19 protein-coding genes are annotated in these 22,324 nt (G+C 66.2%); 8 read left to right on the plus strand and 11 right to left on the minus strand.

The genetic code is table 11. From position 1 onward, the window contains the following. Positions 1-12: 12 nt before the first annotated feature. From ffh to rimM, 5 genes are all read left to right on the plus strand, one after another. Positions 13-1,653 (plus strand): signal recognition particle protein, encoded by a 1,641-nt coding sequence (gene ffh / locus CSQ85_RS11055; RefSeq protein WP_150384092.1) that lies wholly within the window; start codon positions 13-15, stop codon positions 1,651-1,653. A 22-nt stretch (positions 1,654-1,675) separates the two neighbouring features. Beyond that, positions 1,676-2,761, plus strand: a complete 1,086-nt coding sequence (locus tag CSQ85_RS11060) for an endonuclease/exonuclease/phosphatase family protein (protein ID WP_150384107.1) — start codon at positions 1,676-1,678, stop codon at positions 2,759-2,761. A gap of 241 nt (positions 2,762-3,002) precedes the next feature. Beyond that, complete coding sequence (gene rpsP, locus CSQ85_RS11065) at positions 3,003-3,458, plus strand: 30S ribosomal protein S16 (RefSeq protein ID WP_107041943.1); 456 nt, start codon at positions 3,003-3,005, stop codon at positions 3,456-3,458. A gap of 38 nt (positions 3,459-3,496) precedes the next feature. After that, positions 3,497-3,730: an RNA-binding protein gene (locus CSQ85_RS11070; RefSeq protein ID WP_003828241.1), complete on the plus strand. Its 234-nt coding sequence runs from the start codon at positions 3,497-3,499 to the stop codon at positions 3,728-3,730. 68 nt (positions 3,731-3,798) lie between these two features. Continuing rightward, complete coding sequence (gene rimM, locus CSQ85_RS11075) at positions 3,799-4,416, plus strand: ribosome maturation factor RimM (RefSeq protein ID WP_150384093.1); 618 nt, start codon at positions 3,799-3,801, stop codon at positions 4,414-4,416. A 13-nt stretch (positions 4,417-4,429) separates the two neighbouring features. Here the strand turns inward: rimM and CSQ85_RS11080 are convergent, their stop codons facing one another. From CSQ85_RS11080 to CSQ85_RS11090, 3 genes are all read right to left on the minus strand, one after another. After that, entirely contained in the window at positions 4,430-6,406 is a 1,977-nt protein-coding gene (locus CSQ85_RS11080) for an ABC transporter ATP-binding protein (protein WP_223846951.1), read from the minus strand. A gap of 1 nt (position 6,407) precedes the next feature. After that, positions 6,408-7,334 carry an ABC transporter permease gene (locus CSQ85_RS11085; protein ID WP_223846952.1) on the minus strand — a complete coding sequence of 309 codons (927 nt, stop codon included), beginning with the start codon at positions 7,332-7,334 and terminating at the stop codon, positions 6,408-6,410. Between the two features lie 271 nt (positions 7,335-7,605). Next, a complete protein-coding gene (locus CSQ85_RS11090) occupies positions 7,606-8,583 on the minus strand; it encodes a nucleoside hydrolase (protein ID WP_150384094.1) in 978 nt (325 codons plus the stop codon). 58 nt (positions 8,584-8,641) lie between these two features. Between CSQ85_RS11090 and trmD the strand changes: the two genes are divergently transcribed. Then, the gene (trmD, locus tag CSQ85_RS11095; protein ID WP_150384095.1) at positions 8,642-9,481 is read left to right on the plus strand and encodes a tRNA (guanosine(37)-N1)-methyltransferase TrmD; all 840 of its coding nucleotides are present in this window, start codon (positions 8,642-8,644) and stop codon (positions 9,479-9,481) included. Between the two features lie 59 nt (positions 9,482-9,540). Here the strand turns inward: trmD and CSQ85_RS11100 are convergent, their stop codons facing one another. The 4 genes from CSQ85_RS11100 to rpmB form a co-directional block, all read right to left on the minus strand. Then, positions 9,541-10,143, minus strand: coding sequence for a nitroreductase family protein (locus tag CSQ85_RS11100; RefSeq protein WP_107041938.1), 603 nt, complete (start codon positions 10,141-10,143; stop codon positions 9,541-9,543). Between the two features lie 330 nt (positions 10,144-10,473). After that, positions 10,474-11,088 carry an RsmD family RNA methyltransferase gene (locus tag CSQ85_RS11105; protein ID WP_150384096.1) on the minus strand — a complete coding sequence of 205 codons (615 nt, stop codon included), beginning with the start codon at positions 11,086-11,088 and terminating at the stop codon, positions 10,474-10,476. Between the two features lie 11 nt (positions 11,089-11,099). Further along, entirely contained in the window at positions 11,100-13,547 is a 2,448-nt protein-coding gene (locus CSQ85_RS11110) for an ATP-dependent DNA helicase RecG (RefSeq protein WP_150384097.1), read from the minus strand. Positions 13,548-13,651: 104 nt separating this feature from the next. Beyond that, positions 13,652-13,846: a 50S ribosomal protein L28 gene (gene rpmB / locus CSQ85_RS11115; protein WP_043166896.1), complete on the minus strand. Its 195-nt coding sequence runs from the start codon at positions 13,844-13,846 to the stop codon at positions 13,652-13,654. 502 nt (positions 13,847-14,348) lie between these two features. On the opposite strand from rpmB, the gene CSQ85_RS11120 reads away from it, so the two are divergent. Then, entirely contained in the window at positions 14,349-15,533 is a 1,185-nt protein-coding gene (locus CSQ85_RS11120) for a PfkB family carbohydrate kinase (RefSeq protein WP_223846953.1), read from the plus strand. Positions 15,534-15,809: 276 nt separating this feature from the next. After that, positions 15,810-17,609, plus strand: a complete 1,800-nt coding sequence (locus CSQ85_RS11125) for an MFS transporter (protein ID WP_395956867.1) — start codon at positions 15,810-15,812, stop codon at positions 17,607-17,609. Positions 17,610-17,623: 14 nt separating this feature from the next. Here the strand turns inward: CSQ85_RS11125 and CSQ85_RS11130 are convergent, their stop codons facing one another. The 4 genes from CSQ85_RS11130 to CSQ85_RS11145 form a co-directional block, all read right to left on the minus strand. Next, a complete protein-coding gene (locus tag CSQ85_RS11130; protein ID WP_150384098.1) occupies positions 17,624-18,799 on the minus strand; it encodes a DUF6429 family protein in 1,176 nt (391 codons plus the stop codon). Positions 18,800-19,037: 238 nt separating this feature from the next. Continuing rightward, positions 19,038-19,670, minus strand: coding sequence for an HAD family hydrolase (locus CSQ85_RS11135; protein WP_150384099.1), 633 nt, complete (start codon positions 19,668-19,670; stop codon positions 19,038-19,040). Between the two features lie 10 nt (positions 19,671-19,680). After that, the gene (locus CSQ85_RS11140) at positions 19,681-20,940 is read right to left on the minus strand and encodes a MalY/PatB family protein (RefSeq protein WP_150384100.1); all 1,260 of its coding nucleotides are present in this window, start codon (positions 20,938-20,940) and stop codon (positions 19,681-19,683) included. 88 nt (positions 20,941-21,028) lie between these two features. After that, on the minus strand, positions 21,029-21,970 hold the full coding sequence (locus CSQ85_RS11145) for a LysR family transcriptional regulator (protein ID WP_150384101.1): 942 nt from the start codon (positions 21,968-21,970) through the stop codon (positions 21,029-21,031). Positions 21,971-22,324: the final 354 nt, after the last annotated feature.

A 22,324-nucleotide genomic window follows, 5' to 3' on the forward strand; every position in this document is an offset into this window, starting at 1 on the left:
ACTGAACCCATTATGGCAGCATTTAGTTCTTTGACTGACAAGCTCTCGAATGCGTTCAAGCATCTGAAGAGCAAGGGCAAGCTTTCCGAAACGGACATCGACGGCACGATCCGCGAGATCCGCCGCGCGCTGCTCGACGCCGACGTGGCGCTCGAGGTGGTGCGCTCCTTCACCGCGCGCGTGCGCGAACGCGCCCTCGGCACCGAGGTGTCGCAGGCGCTCAACCCGGCGCAGCAGGTCGTCAAGATCGTCGACGAGGAGCTGACCGACGTGCTCGGCGCCGGCGTCGACCGTCCGCTGAACTTCGCGAAGAACCCGCCGACGATCATCATGCTCGCCGGTCTGCAGGGCGCCGGCAAGACGACGCTGGCCGGCAAGCTCGGCTACTGGCTCAAGGACTCCGGCCACACGCCGCTGCTGGTCGCGGCCGATCTGCAGCGTCCGAACGCCGTGACGCAGCTGCAGGTGGTCGGCGAGCGCGCCGGCGTGCCGGTGTACGCCCCGGAGAAGGGCGTGCAGTCGGACGGCGGCGACGAGGTGTCCGCTCCGGGACTCACGACCGGGGACCCGGTGAAGGTGGCGCGCGATTCGATCGCGTTCGCCAAGCAGAAGCTGTATGACACGGTGATCATCGATACCGCCGGCCGTCTGGGCGTCGACGAGGAGCTGATGAAGCAGGCGCGCGACATCCGCGACGCCGTGCAGCCGAACGAGATCCTGTTCGTCATCGACGCGATGATCGGCCAGGACGCGGTCAAGACCGCGAAGGCGTTCGACGAGGGCGTGGACTTCACCGGCGTGGTGCTTTCCAAGCTCGACGGCGATGCGCGAGGCGGCGCGGCCCTGTCGGTGGCGTCCGTGACCGGCAAGCCGATCCTGTTCGCCTCGATCGGCGAGGGCTTCAAGGACTTCGAGGTCTTCCACCCGGACCGCATGGCCTCGCGCATCCTCGACATGGGCGACATCATGACCCTGATCGAGCAGGCGCAGAAGCAGTTCGACGAGGAGGAGGCCCGCAAGGCCGCCACGAAAATCTCCGACGGCTCGTTCGGTCTGGATGACTTCCTCGACCAGCTGCAGCAGGTGCGCAAGCTCGGTTCGATGAAGTCGCTGCTTGGCATGATCCCGGGCATGGCCCAGCACCGCAAGGAGCTGGAGCAGTTCGACGAGCGCGAGATCGACCGCACGGAGGCGATCATCCGCTCGATGACGCCGGCCGAACGCCGCGATCCGAAGATCATCGACGGCTCCCGCCGCGCGCGCATCGCCTACGGTTCGGGCACCACGGTCTCGCAGGTCAACGCGCTGTTGCAGCGTTTCGAGCAGGCCGCGAAGATGATGAAGCGCATGTCCAACAAGGTCGGCGGCGGCATGCCCGGCTTCGGCGGCCCGTCCATGGGCGGCGGCAAGAAGGGCAAGGGCAAGAACAAGAAGAGGGGCGGCAAGTCCGGCAACCCGATGAAGCGCGAGGCCGAGGAGAAGGCGTTGCGCGACAAGCTCGCCGGCAAGAAGTCCGGCGCGTCGGGCGGCTCGGCGTTCGCGAAGAAGCCGCAGAACCCGGCCCTGCCCGCGGGCCTTCAGGAGGCGCTCGACGCGAACGGCGGCGAACTGCCCCCGAACTTCGGCGGCGGACTCGCAGGCCTGCTGCACTGATCCGGGGAGGACACGATTCATGCTGGTGACGGTCCTGTATGTGGCGATGCTGGTCGGCGCGATCTGGGTGGCGGTGGCGAACCTGCCGGCCGGCTTGGAGGCGTGGATGCCGCTGCCGTACATGATCGCGCTGATCCCGTTCCTGTGGCTGCCGCTCGGCGCCGCGGCCGTCGTCGCGGCCGTGGCGCACGAGTGGGGCGTGATGTGCATGCTGATCGCTGTGGCGCTCGCCTCGACGACGCGTCGCAGCGAGTACTGGTCGAAGAGCCTCAATCCGCGGGGTGGCAAGGGCGGCTCCACTGCCGCCGGCGCATCGCGTGAAACACTGCGTGAAATACATTCCGACGTCTCCGTCGACCGTGAAACACCGCGTGAAACACTCCCCTCCCGCCTCAACCTGATGACGCTCAACTGCCGCTACGGCCGCGCCGACGCCGCGCAGATCGTGCGCGAGGTGCGCGAGCGCCACATCGACGTGCTCGCCCTGCAGGAGGTGACCGACGACCTCGTCGCGCGGCTCGACGCCGCCGGCATCGCCGATCTCCTCCCCCACCGCCAGTCCGGCGAGCCGAAGGCTGCGAGCGACAACGGCGGCTACAACATGCTGTTCTCGACGCTCGAGCCCGCCGCGGCCGTGGCGAACGTCGTCGTGATCCCCGCGGCCGACGTGCCGGCGATCACGCTGCGACTGGCCGACGGGCGCACGGCGACGATCGCCTCGGCGCATCCGAAGTCCCCGATGCGCGGCTGCCGCGACTGGTCGGCCGGCATCCGCGGACTCGGCGCGCTCGCCGGGGCGAAGCACATCGGCGACCGCAACATCGCGGTCGTGATGGGCGACCTCAACTCCTCGACCGACCACCCGAGCTTCCGCGCGCTGCTCGGCACGCGCGGCGGCCGCGGCGGCACGACGAGCGGCCGGTTCCGCGACGCGAGCCTGACACAGGGCACCGGACCGCGACTCACGTTCCCGAGCTGGCTCGCGTGGCCGCGCATCGAGCTCGACCACATCCTTGCCACGCCCGGAGTCGCGTTCTCCGGCGTCGAATCGTTCGTGGTCAAGGACACCGATCATCTCGCGCTCACCGGCACGATCACGCTGGACTGACATGGTCTCGATCACCTCGACTACTCCTCAGCCCCACTTCGCGGGTCAGCTCCCCTGACAAGGGGAGCCAAGGATATGGCCGCGTGTCGCACAGTCCGCGGCACGGCGTTATAATGGGCCAGTTATTCGCGCGTGCGTGGCGCCCTCTACACCCCGTGCCGCGAGGAACACGTGGGCTCGGCGAGCTGCGCCCCACAAAGCGAACCGATTCCGCAAACCTAGATTTACAAGGAGAGCCGTTTTGGCAACCAAGATTCGTCTCAAGCGCATGGGTAAGAAGTTCTACGCGTTCTACCGCGTGGTCGTCATGGATTCCCGTACCAAGCGCGATGGCCGTGCCATCGAGGAGATCGGTACGTACGATCCGAACACCCAGCCGTCGACCATCAAGATCGACTCCGAGCGCGCCCAGTACTGGCTGGGTGTCGGCGCCCAGCCGACCGAACAGGTCTACAAGCTGCTGAACATCACCGGCGACTGGCAGAAGTTCAAGGGTCTTGACGGTGCCGAGGGCACCCTGAAGACCGTCGAGGCCGGCCCGGATGCCGCCGCCCGTGTCGAGGCCGTCGAGGCCGAGGCCCAGAAGCTCAAGGCCGCCAAGTCCGAAGCCGAGGCGAAGGCCAAGGCCGAGGCTGAGGCCGCTGCCGCCGCCGAGGAGGCCCCGGCCGAGGAAGCCGCTCCGGCCGACGCCGAGTGAGCTTGCGCCAACAGGCATAACGCATAGGAAGGCTGGTCATGCTCGCACAGGCTGTGGAACACCTCATCAAGAACATCGTCGATTTCCCGGATGACGTGTCCGTCAAGTCCCACGAGAACGCGCGCGGCGAACTGCTTCGCGTGCGCGTGAACCCGGAGGACATCGGCCGCGTCATCGGTCGCTCCGGCCGCACGGCCAACGCGATCCGCACGGTGGTGCAGGCCCTGTCCGACCACAAGGTGCGCGTCGACATCATGGATGTGCGCCGCTGACCTTGTGCGAGACAGCCACGCCGATCGACGTGTGATGGTGGTGCCGGCCTTGGGCTACACTGCCTAGCATGACAGATCAGCAGAATATGCAGGACGACCCTCAGCAGCCTGAGCTGCTGAGGGTTTGTCGTATCGGCCGCGCCCAGGGCATGAAGGGCGAGGTCACCGTACAGATCTTCACCGACGAACCGGAATGGCGTTTCGAGCCCGGGTCGGTGCTGTATTCCGAGGACGGCGAGACGGAGTACACCATTGAATCCTCTCGCACGTTCAAGAACCGATGGATCATCAAACTGGATGGCTGCGACGACCGCAACGCCTCCGAGGCGCTCAACGGCACCATGCTGTACGGCGAGGCCGACGATCCGGACGACATGCTCGAGGCCGACGAATGGTATCCGAAGGATCTCATCGGCCTCGAGGCGCGCATGGACGAGGAGAACGCGCTCGGCGTCGAGGCCGGGCGCGTGGTGGGCAAGGTCGTCGATGTGATCGACTCCCCCGCCCAGTCATTGCTCAAGATCCGTCTCGCCGAGCCGGTGACGGTCGGCACCGCCAAGGACGGCACGCCGGTGGTCGAGAAGACCGCGCTGGTGCCGTTCGTCGACGAGATCGTGCCTGAGATCGACCTTGAGGAGGGCTATCTCACCCTCGACCCGCCGGGCGGGCTGATCCCGGGGATGTGATCGATCCCCCGGATCACACCTCGGCGACCCAGTGATCCGTGTCACCGACCCGATGCAGCGCCGGTACACGCCCCTCGCGGATCGCCTTCGCGTACGGGCGGTGCGCGGCCGGGTCCCCATCGGGCACGTCCGCGGCCGAGACCGCGCGGCGCTGGCGCGGGTTCGGCACCGGGATCGCGTCGAGCAGCTCCTTGGTGTACGGATGCAGTGGGTTGGCGAACAGCTCCTCGCGGCTGCCGCTTTCGACCACGACGCCCAGATACATGATGACGATCCGCTCGCACAGGTGCTCGACGACGCTCAGATCGTGCGAGATGAACAGGAACGCCGTCTTGCGGATCTCCTTGAGATCACTGAACAGGTTGATGATCTGCGCCTGAATCGACACGTCGAGCGAGGCGACCGGCTCGTCGGCCACGACGAAATCGGGGCGCAGGGCCATCGCGCGGGCGATGCCGATGCGCTGGCGCTGGCCGCCGGAGAACTCGTGCGGGTAGCGGTCGAGCGCGTCGGCGTTCATCCCGCAGATCTCGAGCATCTGGACGACCTTGTCGCGCACGTCGTCCTTCGTCGCCAGCCCGTGCTCGACCATCGGTTCGCCGATCGCGTCGACGATCGGCAGCCTCGGGTTGAGCGAGCTGTACGGGTCCTGGAAGATGTACTGCATCTGCGGGCGCAGCGTGCGCAGCTCCTTGGGCGGCAACGCGAACACGTCGCGCCCGCGGAACCGCACCTCGCCCTCGGTCTTGGACTGCAGTCGCAGGATCGTCTGTCCGAGCGTGGTCTTGCCCGAACCGGACTCCCCCACCAATCCGACGGTCTCACCGGCGTTGACCGTGAGGTTCACGTCGTTGACGCCGCGCACCACGTCGGTCACGCGGTTGAAGAAGCCCGATTTGATCGGGAAGTACTTCTTGAGATGCTTCACCTCGACCAGCGGCGCGTTCGGGTCGCCGAGGTCGCGGCCGGACAGGTCGACGGCGTTGAAGTCGTCGAGCGAGACGCCTGCCGCGCCCGACGCACCCGCAGTGCCCGCCGCACCGCCGGAACCGGCCGTCGCGTCGTCGAACCCATACTGCTTGCTGAAGAACGTGCCGTCGGACAGGTCGGAGAACTCCGGCGCGATGTCGCGCACGGTGGCGAGGCGACGGCGCCGGCTGCCGATCACCGGACGGGTGGCGAGCAGCGCCTTCGTGTACGGGTGCGTCGGATGATCGAAGATCGTGTAGACGTCGCCCTGCTCCATGATGTGCCCCTCGTACATGACGACGACCTCGTCGGCGACCTCCGCGACCACGCCGAAATCGTGCGTGATGAACAGGATCGTCAGGCCCATCTGCGCCTTGAGCGAGAGCAGCAGGTCGATGATCTGCGCCTGGATCGTCACGTCGAGCGCGGTGGTCGGCTCGTCGGCGATGAGCAGCTTCGGCTCGCAGCTCAGCGCGATCGCGATCATCGCACGCTGCACCATGCCGCCGGACAGCTCGTACGGATACAGGCGCATGATGCGTTCGGGGTTGGGCAGTCCGACGCGCTCGAGCCATGCGACCGACTTGGCCCACGCCTCCTTCTTGGTGACGTCGAGGTGCGTCATGATCGTCTCGACCATCTGGCTGCCGATCGTGAACACCGGGTTGAGCGAGTGCATCGGCTCCTGGAAGATCATCGAGATGCCTTCGCCGCGCAGTCGCTGCAGCGATTTGGCGTCCATCGCGAGCACATCCCGCCCGTCGAAGTCGATCGACCCCGAGTCGATGCGTCCGGGCCTGTCGATCAGGTTGATCGCGGACATCGCGGTCACGGACTTGCCGGAGCCGGATTCGCCGACGATGCAGGTGACCTTGCCGCGCGGCACGTCGAACGTGACGCCGTCGACTGCCTTGCGTACGGTGCCGTCCTCCAGCGGGAAGGACACATGCAGGTCCTTCATGCGCAGCAGGGCGTCGCCGGGCTCGGGGATGGAAGACCGGTTCTTGTTCTCGTCCGACAAATCACGCCTCCTTCGAGCGCGGGTCGACGACGTCGCGGATGCGGTCGCCGAGCACGTTGATGCTGACCACGGTGATGAAGACCGCGAACCCCGGCGGGATCCACAGCCACCAGCGCTTCTGGAAGTCCATGAGGTTCGAGGCGACGGCCATCATGTTGCCCCACGAGGCGTTCGGCGGCATGACGCCGAGGCCGAGGAAGCTCAGCGTCGACTCCATGAGGATGCCGCCGGCCACGCTCAGCGTGGTCTGCACGATGAGCAGCGGGTAGACGTTGGGCAGCAGGTGGTGGAACAGGCGCGAGCGGGTGCTCAGCCCCAGCGCCTCGGTGGCCTTCATGTACAGCTCCTCGCGCAGCGAGAGCACCTCGCCGCGGATCATGCGGGCGATGCCGGGCCAGCCGATGAGGCTCAGCATGATCATCACCACGTAGATGCGCGAGTCGGGCGGCACCTTGAACGCGGAGAGGAACGCGGCCATGATGATGAGCAGCGGCAGGCTCGGGATGGACATGAGCAGGTCGGCGACGCGCATGATGACCGCGTCGACGAGGCCGCCGAAGTAGCCGGAGGCGACGCCGACGAGCGCGCCCAGCACGATCGACATGACGGTCGACAGGATGCCGATGAGCATCGAGACGCGGCCCGCGTACATCAGTCGCGTGAGCACGTCGCGGCCGTAGTCGTCGGTGCCGAGCCAGTGCGCGAGGGTCGGCGCCTGCTCGGCGAAGCGCACGTTGAGCTGGTTCTGGCCATACGGGCTGAACAGCGGGCCCAGATAGCTGAACACCAGCATGAAGATGAGGATGCCGATCGCGATCTGCGCGGCGCGGATGTGCACGAGGTCGCGCGTGTAGCGTCGCCACAGCGGGATCGTGCGGTTGGGCTTGGACTTGACGCCGATCATGTTCGTTGCCTTCGATTTCGCCATCTCACGCCTGCGCCTTCTGCGCGAGTCGCACGCGCGGGTCGGCGATCGAGTACGCGATGTCGGCGAGGAAGTTGCCGAGGATCGTCAATTCTGATGGCGCGCTATCCGCACCGCGGTTTTCCGCGGGATGTGAGCGTTATCGGTTCCGTCGATAGCCCGCTTTTCCACCGCGAAATCTCACGTTTGACGCCACGATACGAGATATTTCATCGTGGGAGATTCCGCGGCCCAGTCTCGGGCTCCGTCCCGGCGCCCCTCCGACGCCCCGCCGCTACTTCGCCGCGAGGGCGGTGACGCGCGTCATGAACCTCTCGAGGAACTCCGGCACGTCGACGCCGAGGGCGACCTGCGTGCGCTTGTCCGGATCGGTCAGGCGCGCCCGGTCGCCGATCGTACGGCCGCGGAACGCGCCGTCCAGATCGACCTTGAGGTTCACGCCGAGCGTCGTGACGAGCGTCGGGTCGAGCGCGGCGGCGACGGCGAGCGGATCGTGCAGGCCGCATCCGCCGATCTCGGGCTGGTTGGCGAGGTAGAAGTCGATGTAGTAGTCGGTCATGTCGGCGAGGAAGTCGCCCGCCGGGGTGCCGAGGGCGCGCCAGACGGCCGTGCCCTTGCGGGTCAGCGCGGTCTGGTGGGTCACGTCGAGCCCGATCATCGTAGTGCGTGCGCCGCAGCGGAACAGGCGGTCGGCGGCCTCGGGGTCCTGGGAGATGTTCGCCTCGGCGCCCGGGCTCACGTTGCCCGGCACGGTGAGAGCCCCGCCCATCAGGGTGATGCGCGCGCCGGAGTCCCTGACGTCCGGGGCCTTGTCGAGGACGGTCGCCATCGTCGTCATCGCGCCGGTCGGCACGATCACGAGGTTCTCGCCGTACGTGCGCACCGCGTCGATGATGAAGTCGACCGCGGAGCCGTCCGGCTCGGCCTCGCGCGGCGAGTCCGGGATCTCGGCACCGCCGAGGCCGTTGGGCGCGTGGACCGCGACCGATCCGGCACTCGGCTTCCACGGGCCGTTCGCCACCGGATCATAGGCGAGCGGATGGTCGACGCCCGGGTAGACGGGCACGTCGTCGCGCCCGAACAGGTGCAGCACGGCGAGCGAGTTGCGCACGCCCCGGCGCACGGTGACGTTCCCGTACGTGCCGGTCACGCCGATGAGGTCGGCCTCGTCGGCGCTGCCCAGCGCGTAGGCGATCGCCAGCGTGTCGTCGATGCCCGTGTCCAGATCCAGAATCAGCTTGCGTGCCGCCATCATGTGCTCCTTCGTGCGATTGTTCCTATACGCACCTCTTACGATAGGGTGGGTGGTTATGAAGATCGATATCGTGAGCGTGTTCCCCGAATATTTCGACGTGATGGGGCTGAGCCTGATGGGCAAGGCGCAGGAGAAGGGCCTGTTGCGCATTACGGCGCATAACCTGCGCGATTGGACGCATGACGTGCACCACTCGGTCGACGACACCCCGGTCGGCGGCGGCGCGGGCATGGTCATGAAACCCAGTGTCTGGGCCGAATGTCTTGATGAGCTGCTCGGTCTCGAGCCGGCGGATATCGAGGCCCCCGCGCCAAACGACAGGGCGACCGCCCCGACCGATCAACCGACCCCAGTCCTGATCTTCCCCAATCCGTCGGCGCCGCTGTTCACGCAACGCGACGCGACCGAGCTCTCCCACGCCGGCCACCTGCTGTTCGGCTGCGGCCGCTACGAGGGCTATGACGCGCGCATCCCCGAGTACTACCGCTCGCGCGGCGTGGACGTGCGCGAGTATTCGATCGGCGATTACGTGCTCAACGGCGGCGAGGTCGCCACCTCGGTGATGATCGAGGCGATCACCCGCCTGATTCCGGGGTTCATGGGCAACTCCGACTCCATCGTCGAGGAATCCTACACCGGGCAGAACGCCCTGCTCGAGCATCACCAGTACACGAAGCCGGCCGAATGGCGCGGCCTCAAGGTACCGGACATCCTCCTGTCCGGCGACCACGGCAAGGTGGACCGCTACCGCCGCGACGAGGCGCTGGAGCGCACCAGCGAGATCCGCCCCGACCTGATCGAGCGGCTCGACTGCAAGGCACTCGACAAGGCCGACCGCAAGACGCTGATCGCGCTCGGCTGGGAGGTCTCCTCGGCTCATCCGAGGAGGGTGTGAAAGGAAGGCCGGTTCCCGGGGATCGCACACACGAATCCCGTGAACCGGCCCCGGTTAGATCACAGACCGAACACCTTGACGCGGGCGTCGGCCGGCTGCTTGTCGACCGGGCCGGCCGGCTGGGCGACGACGCCGAACGGCATCTGGGCCTGCAGCTTCCAGCTCGCCGGCAGGCCGAACTCGGCGGTGACGGCCTCGTCGATCAGCGGGTTGTAGTGCTGCAGGGATGCGCCGAGGCCCTTCTCGGCGAGCGCGGTCCACACGGCGAGCTGCAGCATGCCGGCGGCGTCACGGGCGAAGCCGGGGAAGTTGGCGGCGTAGGCCGGGATGTTCTCCTGCAGCTGCTTGGTGACGTCCTCGTCGTCGTAGAACAGCACGGTGCCATGGCCGGCGGCGAAGCCGTTGATCTTGGCCTCGGTGGCCTTGAACTGCTCATCGTCGTTGACGACCTTGCGCAGGGTCTCCTTGACGATGCCCCACAGCTTCTGGTTGGCGTCGCCGAACAGGACGACGGCGCGCTGCGGCTGGGAGTTGAAGGCGCTCGGCACCTCGACGGTGACCTTCTTGACGAGGTCGGCGATCTCCTGGTCGCTGATCGGGGAGGCGTCGGTCAGGGCGTACTGGGAGCGGCGCTTTTCGAGTTCCTCGACGAAGTTCGACATGATTGTCCCTTTCACATGATTGCACATGGTTCGGTGTTCCGGCCCTCCACGACGCCCGGCACCTGATCGGTCCACGTCGGTGAACGTCAGGCGTCGTACAGATTGCCACAATCTGACATATATCGTTTCGATCCATTGCTTACGAATACCACGATACGAGATATCCCAGACAGCGCGATTCCGCCCGACTCGTTCCACCGCCCGGCCCCTCTCGACTTCACCCGAGGCGTTCCACTGGCCCACCCCATCTCGACTTTGCCCGGCCCCCTCTGACGAGGGGGCTGTCAGCGAAGCTGACTGGGGGAGAGACAGACGAAGCCGACAGACACATCACTCCTCGGCGCGCTCGATATAGAACACGGCGGTCTCGCCGTAATCGCGACGATCGGTGACGCCCCACCCGGCGGGCGGATTGGGGTCGGCGGAGCGCGCGGAACGCTCCAGCACAATCACCGTGCCTTCGCCCGCCATGCCCGAGGAGGCAAGATCGGCGAGCAGTTTCTCGCACGCCTCGGTCTCGAACGCGTAGGGCGGGTCGATGAAGATCACGTCGTAGGCGTCGGCCGCGGGCAAGGTCACCGCGCCATCGCCCGCCACCCGGTGCGCCGGCTCGACGAACCGCTCCGCCTTCGCCTTGACCACGCGAGCCCTCAGATCCGCCGACCACGCGCGGTTGCGCTTCAGCGCGCCCAGCGTCTTCGCGATCAGCGCGGCCGCCGGACCGTTGGCCTCGACGGCGACCAGCTCACGGCCCCCACGCGACAGCGCCTCGACGCCGAGCGCGCCGGTGCCGGCGAACAGGTCGAGCACGCGGGCGTCGTCAAGCACGCCCCACGAGTCGAGCCGGGAGAAGATCGCCTCCTTGGTGCGGTCGGTGGTGGGGCGGGTCACGCTTTTCGGCGTGGCCAGCGCCATGCCCTTGAATCGTCCGGAAATCACACGCATGACGACCGACTTTAGTTGGAGGTGAGGAAGGTCTCGTTGCCGCGCGTGAAGTCGAGCACGGCGCCGGCGAGCTGCGGGTTGCCGGACAGCTCGGGGTCGGCGGCGAGCAGCCGTTCCGCGCGCGAGCGCGCGTCGACGATGAGGTCGGCGTCCTTGACGACGCGCAGCAGTTTGAGCCCCGATTTGGCGCCGGACTGCGCATCGCCGAGCACATCGCCGGCGCCGCGCAGCTCGAGATCGGCCTTGGCGATCTCGGCGCCGTCGAGCGACCCGCGGATGACCTCGAGCCGTTGCGCGGCAAGCGAGCCGGCCTCGGCGCGCGAGACGAGGAACGCCCAGCTGTCGGTGCCGCCGCGTCCGACGCGCCCGCGCAGCTGATGCAGCTGCGACAGGCCGTACCGGTCGGCGTCGAAGATGACGATGCAGCTGGCCTGCTTGACGTCGACGCCCACCTCGATGACGGTGGTGGCGACCAGCACCGGGGTCTCGCCAGAGGCGAATCCGGCCATGACGGCGGTCTTGACGTCGTCCTTGTCGCGTCCGGTCATCGTCGCGAACCTCACGCCCTTGAACTGCGGCAGGGATTCGAGACGCGCGGCAATCTCCGCGACCGAGTGCAGCGGCGGGCGCGCCACCGCCTCGCCGTTCTCGTCCACCGCCTCGAACAGGTCGTCGATGCCGTCGCCACCCGCGTCCGAGCCCGCCCCTTCCGTGTCCGCATCCGCGTCGATGCGCGCACACACGATGTACGCGCGCTCCCCCGCGTCGATGCGCGCGCGGATGTGCGCGAACATGCGCCCCATCGTCGCCCCGTCCGCCTCGTCGACGACGATCGTGCGGATCGGCTTGCGGCCGCCGGGCAGTTCGGTCAGCCACGAGATGTCGAGGTCGCCGAACCAGGTCATCGCGGCGGTGCGCGGGATCGGCGTCGCGGTCATCACCAGCAGGTGGGGCACGCTGCCGTCATCCGACGCCACGTTGAGCGCGTCACGCTGTTCGACGCCGAAACGGTGCTGCTCGTCGATGACGACGAGCGCGAGGTTCGGCGCCTGGAAGCTCTTGGAGAACGCGGCGTGCGTCGCGACGATGATGCCCGCCTCGCCACCGGCCGCCGACGCGAGCGCCTTGCGCCGCGCCGCGAGCCGCATCCCGCCGGTCAGCATCGTGACCGGCACGACCGGCTCCCCGGCCGGCCCCTCGGCCGATCCCCCGGCCATCGCCTCGACCATGCGACGGATGGTGTCGTAGTGCTGTTCGGCGAGGACCTGCGTGGGCGCGACGAGCACGGCCTGATACCCGGCGCCGACCGCCTGCATCATCGCGGCGAGCGCGACGACGGTCTTGCCGGAGCCGACCTCGCCCTGCAGCAGGCGGCGCATCGGGCGCTCGCCGGACATGTCACGCGCGATGTCGTCGACGACCTGGCGCTGGCCGTGGGTCAACGCGAACGGCAGCGACGCGAGGAACCGGTCGCGCAGACCGGTTTGCGCCTGTGACTCCCCCACATTCCCGATCTCCAGCGGTTCCAGCGGACACGGGTGGGCAGGGGCCTTGTGCGCGCTGTCACGCGCCCGAAGCAGCGCCGTCTGGCAGACGAACGCCTCCTCGTAGCGCAACGTCTCGATGCCCTTGTGGAACAGTTCGACGGATTGGGGGTCGTGGACCGCGCGGAACGCCTCGGCCCGGTGCATGAGCCCGCGCGCGGCGCGAACATCCTCTGGCAGCACGTCGGGGATGGCCTTGGCGAGCGTGCCGGCGAACTCCTCCTCATCGTCGTGCGATTGCAGGGCGATGTCGTCGGTGCCGGGCGCGGCCATGTCCCGTCCGCCGAGCGCCCACATCAGGCTCAGGATCGTCTCGTGGATGCGTTCGCTGGACAGTCGCGCCGACGCATGGTAGACGGGACGCGGCCGGCAGACGCGCGCGAGCCCCTCGATCGGCGAGGGGGCGTCATAGTTTGTCGTGCGATACCCCGGATTGGACCGGTCGCGCACGTTGCGCTCGATGTCGACGCCCGGCGCGACGGTGAGGATCTGCGGATGCGTGAACTGCAGCTGGCCCATGTATTCGCCCGCCACGCCCGCGACGACCACGACGGCGCCACGGGCGAGCCTGGCCGACATCCAGTCGATGTACCCGCGCTTGCCGGAGAAGAAGACGAGCCGGGCCTTGCCGGGGGCGACACCGCGGGTGGCCGCGAAGACGGCGTCATCGACGATGACCTCGAGCCTGAGCATCCGGCCGGTCATCACACGCGACGAGACGACCGTCGCGACGAACGCCATCGACTCGCCGACGCGCGCCTCGCGCACGGCGCGCGCGGGCACCGGATCGGACACGCGGAACGGATAGTAGGTCAGCGCGTCGCCGATGGTCGCGATGCCGAAGGATTTGAGCGCGGACACGCGCCGCGTGTTCGCCAGCAGCGAGGCGATACGGGTATCCAACGTTATGCTCATGGCAATCCATTGTTCCCGCATATGCGGACGCGGACCAGTGAAGATAGCAAAAGCCCCCATCGGCGAACCGATGGGGGCTTCATAACGTTTACGCTATCGCGCACTCACGCAACCACGCGCTGGACCTTGCCGGCCTTGAGGCACTTGGCGCACACGGCGATACGGACGTTCTGGCCGTCGACGGTGGTGCGCACCGGCTGAAGGTTCGGGCGGAAGCGACGCTTGTTGCGGATATGCGAGTGAGACACGGTGTATCCGACCTGCGGACCCTTGCCGCACACTGCACAACGAGCTGCCATGATGGACTCCCTTTAACCTTGACTGTCAAGTCTTTCGCGTTCCGGCCGGGCACATCCGCATACGTCAGGCGCAATCGCCGACACACGCTGAGTGTCTAGCCGAACACACAACTTCACGAATATATCCCTAAATGCCGACAAACGCAACCGCGGCGTGGTATCCTACCCCGCGCACGGCGTCGAACGGCATCGAAACGCACCGAAACCCGCCGAAACGCCAAGGCGCCCACGCCGGCGAAATTCACCGGAAACCAACGGAAAACGGACCGCCCGTATCATTTTGACCATTGCGATTCCAGCGTGTCAGCATAGAATCACGGTAGAACTGAAATTACATCCACAACTGCAACATAACAGACTGTATATGGCGGAGAGTCCCGCCCGCATCCAAGCCGCGCACTGACGCACGGCGGGGAACGACCGACGGGGCGACGACGCGGCGATGAAAATCGAAAAGGAACGGCCACGACCGGCCGCTTCCACGGGCACAAGGAGGACGACAATGCTCGGTTTGACCGTCAACGAGGAGACCATGCTCGGCAGGCTGATCGCGAAGAGGAAGGCCGAACAGGAGGAGGAACTGCGGCGTCGCGAGGAGGAGCGCGAGCGCGTTGCCAGCACCGGCACCGGCGCCGAAACGCAGCCCGATGCCGGCAACGCCGACGCGCCCGCGCACATCCCCGCGGTGATCTCCCTGGGGCAGGTGTGGGTCGACATCATGATGGACGTGGACGCGCTGCCCGCGAGCGGCGGGTTCGCCGTCGCCGACGACGCGCACCCGGCCATCGGCGGCAGCTACCGCGTCCTCGACGCGGCCAGCCGCATGGGGGTCCCGGCCGAGCACGCGGGCGTCATCGGCAACGGCGTGTGGGCGTCGATGATCCGCAAGGCGTACGAGGAGGACAACATCGCGCACGTCGGGCCGAGCCGCCTCGACGCCGACTCCGGATTCCGCCTCGTGTTCCATGACGCCGACGGACGCAAGACCTTCGTCGCGCACTACGGCGCCGAGGCGCAGGGCGACGAGCGCACGTTCGACGCCCTCGAGCCGGGTGCCGGCGACGTGGTGCACATCTCCGGCAACACGCTCCTCGACCACACGGCCGCCGGCATCGACGGGTTCATGGACCGCGCCGGCACCGATCCGAGGAAGCGCCCGTACCGGCTCGTCATCAACCCCACGAACACGCTGAAACTGGTCAACGACCACCTGCTCGAGGATCTGGTGCTGGCCCGGCCGATCTGGTCGTGCAACCGACAGGAGGCGACCACGCTGGCCGAACGACTCGGCATCGTCATCGACGAGGAGGAGACGCTCACCGTCGGCGGCGGCTTCGACAAGGCGATGAAGACGCTGTGCGAGGCGCTCGGCAACACGTTGCGCGCCCCGCTGGTCGTGCGCGCTGGATCGCGCGGCGCGTGGGTGCGCGAACCCGGCGGCGAGACGATCCACGTCGAGGGCTACCCCACCAAGGGCGTGCACACCCGCTCCGCAGGCTCCTGCCACACCGGCGCGATGTGCGCGATGCTCGCGAAGGGCTGGTCGCTCGCCGACGCGGTGAACATCGCCAACGCGGCCGCCTCGATCGCCATCCAGCGCTCCCGCGCCGGAGTGCCGGTCTGCCCGTCCGCCGACGAGGCGATCGCGCTCGCCGGAGTCGCGCCCGATTCGCAGTCCTCGTGCTGACGCACCCATTTCCTAGGCACTTTTCTCACTTCCTAGGCAGGTGGGCGTGGAAAACACAAAAAGGAACCGTGATTTTCCGCGCCTTATCCGATGGGCACGAGACGCGACCTGCCTAAGAAACGCAAAACCTGCCTAGGAAATGACACCCACATACGCCTCGGTAGAAGTTCATCCTGCGTTCACCTATCCACGGCCCGCACCGGCGTCCCGCATCCGTACGATTAAAGGTGGTCTGGACGTTCCGTCGAACGCCCACGGATTCGTCGAGGAGTGAACATGCCCGAAAGCACCACCGCGGCCCTGCCCGCCTCCGCCAAGCTCACCGCGCGCGAGAAGAAGTGGATCGTCTATGACGTGGGCAACTCCGCGTTCGTGCTGCTGTCGACCGCCGTCATCCCGATCTACGCGAAGTCGCTGATGCCGGCCGACGGCAACATCGTGTCCGCGTGGGGCTACGCGCAGACGATCGCCTCGCTGGTGATCGCCCTGCTCATGCCACTGCTCGGCTCGATCGCCGACGTGCAGGGCATGAAGATCAAGTTCTTCCTCGGCTTCTTCGGCACCGGCGTGGTCATGTGCTGCGCGATGGCCCTGCCGCTGACGTGGCTGCCGTTCCTCATCGTCTACGTGCTGGCGACGATCGGTTTGAACGGCTCGCTCACGTTCTACGATTCGATGCTCATCGACACGACGTCGAACGAACGCATGGACAAGGTCTCCTCGCACGGCTACGGCTGGGGCTACGTCGGCTCGACCATCCCGTTCATCGCCTGCATCGCCCTGATCTTCGGCGGCCCGGCGATCCTCGGCTGGTCGACGGCCGCGTGCACGCGCGCCGCGTTCGTCATCACCGCCATCTGGTGGGTCGCGTTCACGATCCCGCTCCTCACCAGCTACACGCAGGTCCACTACCGTGCGACGCGCGACCACGCCGCCGAGGCGGTGCGCGGCACGTTCACCGAGCTCGCCGGCACGTTGCGCAAGCTCGTCAAGAACAAGCCGCTGTGGATGTTCATGGTCGCGTTCTTCTTCTACATCGACGCGGTCAACACCGTGATCTCGATGAGCACGTCGTACGGCACGCAGCTCGGCATCGACTCGACCCAGCTGGTCGTCGCGCTGCTGGTCACACAGTTCGTCGCGTTCCCGTGCGCGATCCTCTACGGGCGGCTGGCCGGCCGCTTCGGCTGCAAGCCGATGATCATGGTCGCGGTCGCCGCGTACATGGGCATCGTGTTCTTCGCGACGTTCTTCCTTAAGTCGGCCGTCGAATTCTGGATCCTCGCGATCCTAGTCGGCATGTTCCAAGGCGGCATCCAAGCCCTGTCGCGCTCCTACTACGGCAAGATCATCCCCAAGGAGCACGCCAACGAGTACTACGGTCTGTATGACATCTTCGGCAAGACGGCTTCGATCCTCGGCACGTTCCTCGTCGCCACGACCACGACCCTGACCGGCAACGCCTCCCTCGGCGTCCTGTCCATCGCGATCCTCCTCGTCGTCGCCCTCGTCTTCCTGACGTTGCAGAAGGACCCGACGCGCACGGCCGCGGCCCGGACCGCGTGGAACCTGTTGCGGACGATCGCGCGGCACTGGAAAGCGCTGGCGGTCGTCGTCGCGCTCGCCGTCATCGCGTATTTCTGGATCTGGCTGCCGTACAGGCCGCTCGACACCAGTCATACGCGATACGTCATCGCCACGGACGGCTCCAAGTTCACGCACGCGCAGCTCGACGACGCGATAGACGTCATGCTCGAGCACAAGCAGTCGCTGCGCGGCTGTTCGATCGACAGTGTCACCTACGACGAGACCAGCTCGGACGACATGCTGCGCTCGGAGGTGCGGATGGTCGAAGGCTCGGGCGCGGACAGCGGCTCCTCCGTCTACAGCGCCATCAGGAAGTACGGCATCGACCATGTCGCCGTGCTCACCACCGACTTCACCTGCGCGCACCAGAGCGCCTACGGCTACGGGTTCAACCGGGGCACGACGACCGGCTGGCACGACTACTACGCCTACGCGCCCGGCTCGCCCGACGCCGAGCACGGCTGGGTGTACATCGACAGCGGCAGCTGACCGTCATCATGGCATCACAGTGAATCGATCCCTTTCTTCCACTCGACCATGAACTTGTGATCGGGGTGGTTCGGGTCGGTATACGCCTTGAGGAACTCGGCGAACCCCCATGGTCCTCCGACGTCTTCAGGAGGTGCGTCACCCTCACTCCCACAAACCGTGGGATGTTCGATCCCGCTCGTTGTGTTGGTCTTGACAAGCTTGATCTCGTGTTCCCAGTTGTCGCCGTAATCGTACGTGTACAGCGCGGTGCGGCTGCGCGGGAACACTTCATCAAGACGCACGGTGTCCGCGTCGGCGGGCGTACGCCGGCTCCAGTAGTCGTCGAACGAATTCTCGTTCGACGAGGACTCCAACTGGTATTTCACACCGCGACTGTTCAGCTGGATGTTCCATAGGTGGTAGTCCTTCCAGTCGAACGCATGCTGGATGGCCATGTGCAGGTCGGTGAAGGACGATCCGGCTGGCATCTCAATTTCACGCCAACATACCAATGGCTTGCCGTCAGGTGACGTCGCATCGTGTAGACGCAAGGTCACACGCAACAGAAATGAGCGCGGATCATCGACGCCTACGTACTTCGTGTCAATATGTTCTACGATATGATCCATCGGTGTTGAATCACCGTAGCTGGCGTATCCGCGGAACGGATCAAAGCCCGAATGATCCGCATGGGATTCGTCACCATCGTCTTCCAGCAATGTCACCAATCCGTGCGGACCGAAGACGTGTTCGAGATCGTTCCGTTCATCAGAGGGATCGAGGTCGGGACGACCTGCCGCGCGTGCCATCAGCGACATCACCACCATCTGCGCTTCCTGCTCGGTAAGGGTGTCGACATCCTCCATCATCTGCGCAAACATGTCATGATGCCCATGACCCACACCGTTCGCAGCGCCACCACCGGTCATGTTCCGATACCGATCGACCAATGCCTCGGCGAGATCGATCCCCCGCTCCGTCAGATAGACGGACTTGTTGCCTTTGCGCCCCTCCACCAGCTGTTCGTCACGTAGCGCATCCACGGCGCCCCAGCTGTAGCTGACCCACGAGCGCAGCAAGGGTTTTGCACCCTCGGTCTTGGAATTCTCATCCCATGACGTCAGCCACAACAGCATCAGGGTGAGATCCTTGATCATCCCGTCACGCCATGCATCCGATTCGACAGATGTCTCGCTTGAATTGTCCATTCGTTTCTCCCTTGAAATCGCATCGCCGATATGCACCACTGTATAAGGTCTTGATGAGCCAGCCGTGACGACCGTGTTTATAGACGTATTCGGTCAGCTGCAGTAGCCACCGCTCTCGAGCGCAAGCAGATGTACCAATCTGCCGGGGACGTCCCCTGCATCGAACTCCGACCGGCATACACGCTCACGAATGAACACCTTGACACGCATCGCATGCTTCATACTCTCATCTTGACTCTCACTGCCCAAGCAGCAGCGGGCGCAGCGTCGCTTCGTCGACGAAGCGGATGCCGGTCAAGCCCGGTACTGCGGCCGATGCGGCGTCGGCGTTGCGCTGCTTGTCATCGACGAACGCGGTGTGCGCCGGGTCGACACCGAACCGCGCGACCGCGCGCCGGTAGATCTCCGCATCGGGCTTATGGATTTTCTCGGCGCTGGATACGACCACGTCGCGCAGGATGTTCAGCGAGGGGAACAGCTCGCGCGCCGCGTCGACGTATTTCACGGTGAAGTTGGTCAGCCCCCAACACCGCACGCCGGCCGCGTCCAGATCGCGCAGCAGCGTCTCCATGCCGGGGATCATGCCGACGAGCGCACGTCGCTGGCGCCGGAAATACGTGGCGTACGCCTCCAGCTGGCGTGCCTTGCCGCCTGATTCCTCCCCGATGCCATGCCGCGCCGCGTATTCGGCGAGGACCTGCTCCTCGCTCCAGCCCAGATCGGACAGGATGTCGTAATGCCAGAAGCCGAACGGGTCGCGCCGGTCGAAGAGCGCGTCGAGCACGTCGTCCGGGAACAGACCCTCGACGGCGCGTCGCGGCCTCCAGTCGACCAGCACGTCACAGAAATCGAAGATGATGTCGGTGTACATGCCTGACAGCTTACCGCCCGTCCGCGCGCAAAGCCTCATACATGCGATCGAAGCACTCCTTGAGCAGCGGGTAGGGCATCGCGAAGTTCATGCGGACGCATCCGGCGCCGCACTCGCCGCATTCTCGTCCGTCCGTCAGGGCGACTCCGGCCTTCTCGAGGAAGTATCCGGCAGGATCGTCCAGTCCGAGCGGCGAGAAGTCGAGCCACGCGATGTACGTGCCCTGCGGCGGGATGTAGCGCACGCGCGAGAACCGTGTGCGCATCTCGTCGTTGACCAGCGCGATGTTGCGTTCGATGTAGGTCATCACGCCGTCGAACCACACGCCGCCGCCGTCGTAGGCCGCGGTGGTGGCGATCGCGCCGATGGTCGCGGTCTGGTGCTCGGACCATTCCGCGTTACGCATCCACATGTCGAGGTCGTCGGGGTTGGTGAGGATCACCTGCGCGCACTTGGTGCCGGGGATGTTGAAGGATTTTGAGGCGGACGTGGACGTGAACGCCTGCATCGCGGTCCGCTCGTTGATCGAGGCGAACGGCACATGCCTGTGACCGCGGTAGACGAACGGCGCGTGGATCTCGTCGGAGAAGATGCGCACGTCGTACTTCGCCGCGAGATCGGAGATGCGCAGCATCTCCTCGCGCGTGAGCACCTTGCCGATCGGATTGTGGGGATTGCACAGCGTGAACGCGTGGCAGCCAGACGCGAACGCGCGCTCGATCGCGTCGAAGTCGAACAGCCACTCCGCGCCGGAGTCGCCAGCCTCGCCGGAGTCGCCGGACGACGCACGCAGCATCGGGATCTCGATCACGTCGACGCCATACAGGCGCGGCACACTCAGGAACGGCATGTACGCGGGCGTCGGCACGACGATCGAGTTGCCGGCGCGCACGATCTCGCGCAGGAACACCTCGAGCGCCTCGAGCACGTCCGGCACCGGCCGGATCACCGCGGGATTCACGTTCCAGTCGTAGCGCAGCTGCCAGGCGGCGCAGGAGCGTGCGACCTCGCGCTTCCACGGGTCGGGGATGTAGCCGAGCGCGCCGCGTGCGGTCGCCTTCTCGATGGCCTTGGCGACGCACGGAGCCAGACCGTAGTCCATCTCCGCGATGAACGCCCCGATGCATCCGGGGTGACGGGTCCACTTGTCCGATCCGACGCGCTCGAGTTCCTCGATGCTTTCGGCGTCGATGCGCGCGGCGTCGAAACCGCCGTCGGATTCCGCCGTCTCGTTCGTCACACGGTCGATGATGCTGCTCTTCGTATCCATGACGCCCATTGTTCCCGGCGCATGGCGACCCCTCAACGCCCGGGCACCCCGGAATCATAATGGCGTTGGCAATGTTGCTTATCGGCTGTCAGCGTCCTTCCGAACCTGTCAGATACCGCAACGCGGTGCGCTTCAACTCCGCGATAAGCGGTTCCAGCGCCGGACGACCGTCGCCTGCGCGCGTGACGACGCCGATCTCGCGGGACGCGTAGTCGTCCGCGATCGGGCAGGCGACCAGATCGCCGCCGAGATTGATATGCGTATCGAGCGCCGGCACGAGCGAGACGCCCATGCCGACCTCCACGAGGTTCTGCGTCGCCCAGTAATCGTCCGTGGAATGGCGGATGTCCGGCGTGAAGCCGGCGCGGGCGGCGAGTTTGACGAGGTTCGCCCGGCAGGTCGCGCATCCGGCTATCCACGGTTCGTCCTTGGCCGCGGACAGCGGGATGGGAGCGTTCCCCGACTCGTACGTGCGCGCGATGTCGCTGGATCGGCGCACGAGCAGTCGCAGCGGATCGTCGCCGAGCGTCTGGAACACAAGATCGTCGCCGATGGGCAGGAAGCCGGGGATGCTGCTGTAGCGGAACACGACGGCCGCGTCGGCCTTGCCCTGCGAGATCAGGGCGATCGCCTCGGGCGGCTCCATCTGCGTCAGGCTCAGTTCGATGTCGGTGAACATGCCAAGTTTGACGACCGCACGGGCCGCGATCGTCGAGCAGATCGACGGCGGCGCGACCAGCGTCAGATGCGCGAACCGGCGTTCGCGATAGTCCTTGAGTTCGCGTGACGCCCGTTCCAGTCGGTCCGCGATGGCCTCTCCGTGACGTGCGAGCATCACGCCCGTGGCCGTCAGCGCGACGCCATGTGACGTGCGATCGACCAGCGTGGTGCCGCATTGCGATTCCAGTTTTCTGATCTGCTGGCTGATGGCCGGCTGCGACCATCCGGTCGCCTTGGCCGTGGCGGAGAACGAACCGTACTGTTCGATGCGCCACAAGGTGACCAGCGACTGCGGATTGAGGTCGGCCATGCCTAAAACTCCTTGTCCGCCCGATAAGGATCAGGCTGCGGATGCTGCCATTGCCTGTCAGCGTACGTTCTTGCGGAGGTTTTCGACCGGTTTCCGGTCAACCGTACGGATACCGATCGTAGGAGTACGGTTGTCCGGGTGTTTTCGACCGGTTTCCGGCCAACCGTACGGATACCGATCGTAGGAGTACGGTTGTCCGGAAGTTTCTTAGGAGTGTCCGGGGGAACGTACTCCCGCCCGTTCCGGGTCGGGTTCGCCCGGAGCCGGGAAAACAGGAATCCCCGGGGACTGTGTTGTCCTGCCGGGGATTCGGTTACGTGTGTAGCGGCGACGTGCTACTCTCCCACATCCTCT

The sequence above is a fragment of the Bifidobacterium rousetti genome (assembly GCF_008698235.1).
In the GTDB taxonomy this organism is placed as follows: Bacteria; Actinomycetota; Actinomycetes; order Actinomycetales; family Bifidobacteriaceae; genus Bifidobacterium; species Bifidobacterium rousetti.